This is a genomic window from Nitrospira sp. BLG_2 (assembly GCF_049222245.1).
This window is the reverse complement of sequence record NZ_JBLYIG010000752.1, coordinates 1-1,906: the sequence shown is the minus strand read 5'-3', so window position 1 is coordinate 1,906 and position 1,906 is coordinate 1. Positions and strand designations below refer to the sequence as shown.

The 1,906-nt window shown below is 59.0% G+C and carries 3 protein-coding genes; all 3 read left to right on the top strand.

What is annotated here, in order from left to right; genetic code table 11:
• The first annotated feature begins 60 nt into the window (after positions 1–60).
• The 3 genes from atpF (at position 61) to atpH (ending at position 1,849) form a co-directional block, all read left to right on the top strand.
• A complete protein-coding gene (gene atpF, locus ACOSYY_RS20090; protein WP_421664737.1) occupies positions 61–726 on the top strand; it encodes a F0F1 ATP synthase subunit B in 666 nt (221 codons plus the stop codon).
• A 98-nt stretch (positions 727–824) separates the two neighbouring features.
• On the top strand, positions 825–1,172 hold the full coding sequence (locus tag ACOSYY_RS20085; RefSeq protein ID WP_421664736.1) for a four helix bundle protein: 348 nt from the start codon (positions 825–827) through the stop codon (positions 1,170–1,172).
• A 35-nt stretch (positions 1,173–1,207) separates the two neighbouring features.
• Entirely contained in the window at positions 1,208–1,849 is a 642-nt protein-coding gene (atpH, locus tag ACOSYY_RS20080) for an ATP synthase F1 subunit delta (protein ID WP_421664735.1), read from the top strand.
• The last annotated feature ends 57 nt before the right edge of the window (positions 1,850–1,906 follow it).

The window sequence follows — 1,906 nt, the reverse complement described above, 5'->3', positions numbered from 1 at the left end:
AACGGCCTGGGCGGCAAGATTTAGTCCGCCATCCTTTCACAAGAGAAAGGGAGAAACGCGATGCGACTGTTTGCATCCTTCATCTTGACCGCTTCGTTGTACCTGGCGGCGACGCCGACGGCTCACGCCTTTCAGACCGGGCACGAGAATGCGGCCCATGCCGCTCCCGCGCACGGTGAGTCGCCGGCGCACGGTGACGCACATGATGGCGATGAGCACGGCCCCAAGCCCGCTCTGTTGGATTGGGACATCGGTTCGGCCTTTTGGTCGATCGTGGTGTTCGTGATCCTGCTCGTGATCCTGCGGGCGACGGCCTGGAAGCCGATTCTCAGCGCGCTCAACCAGCGTGAAGAGTTCGTGCGCAAGTCGCTGGCGGACGCCAAGCACGAGCGCGAGGCTGCCGAGAAGCTTCTGGCGGACTACACGAAGAAGCTCGAAAAGGCCCGTGAAGAGGCCTCCGCCATCGTCGACGAAGGCCGCCGCGACGCCGAGGAGGTTCGCAAGCGCATCCACGGCGAGGCCAAGGGCGAAGCCGATGCGATCGTCGCCACCGCGCGCCGGGACATCCAGGTGGCCCGCGACGATGCGGGGAAGAAGCTGCACGACGAGACGATCATGCTGGCCACGATGCTGGCATCGAAGATTGTTCGCAAGGATTTGTCGCAAGCGGATCACCGGCGATTGCTCGATGAGTCGCTTGAGGAATTGAGCAAGGCCAGGAACTGACGAAATAGCGAATGGCGAAGAGCGAATAGCGAAACAGGAAAATGGTCACACGGTTGGCGAGATCGAAAGAACCCATTAGTGCGTCAAGGTCCGGCGCCATGCGCCGCGATATTGACGAGCGGACTTTTCGATTCGCTGTTCGAATTGTGAAAATGGCCCGAGCCCTGCCTCAGGACTTCGCCTCGCAAGTTGTCGTCCGCCAAGTGACCCGATGCGGCACGAGCGTCGGCGCGAATGTTGAAGAAGCTCAGGGATCGCATTCGAGAGCCGAATTCATTCGTCGAATGGGCATCGCGCGATCCGAATCGAGAGAGGCTTTCTATTGGCTTCGACTAATTTCGGAGACCGGCCTCGCCAAGCGTAGCAAACTTGAAAGCATTACCAAGGAATCCGAGGAACTAGTGCGGATACTGACGGCGATTGTAAAGAATACTCGAAAGGTTTGATACTCCTTTCGCTATTCGCTATTCGCCATTCGATATTGGCCCGTAAAGCCAACGAACGGATCAAAAAGGAAGACATGGCATCTGAGTTTGACATTTCGCAGGCGGCTGCGGCGATTTACGCCCAGAGTCTTCTCGAACTGGCGGACGAGTTCAAGTCGGCCGAGCAGGTCGGGCAGGAATTGGCCGATCTTGCGGCGATCTGGAAGAACGAGCCGTCGTTCGCGGCGATGATGAGTTCCGCGGCGATCGACGACGATGCCCGCCGGGAAAGCCTCAAGAAAATCTTCAGCGGCAAGTTGACGAAGCTGGTGTTCAACCTCCTGCTGGTGCTCAATGAGCATCGCCGCTCTTCGATTCTCCCGGCGGTCTGCGACGCCTATCGCCACAAGCTCGCCCAGAAGCTCGGCAAGCAGGAGGTGTTCATCTCGACGGCCGTCCCGCTGGAAGAGTCGCAGCGAAATACGCTTCGAGAGGCCGCCCGGAAAATCCTGGGCCGTGAGCCGGTGTTGGTGGAGCGGGTTGATCCGGAATTGCTCGGCGGACTCATCGTGCAGGCCGGCGACCGGCAATACGACACGTCGATCCGAAAACGACTTCGCGACATGCGTTCCGCCCTGCTCGCCTCCGCTGAGAAACATTTGTTGGCCGGTACCGGCCGCTTCGTGACGGAAGGATAGAGGAATGAGAATCCAAGTTGACGAGATCACGTCGGTCATCAAGCAAGAGATTGCCCA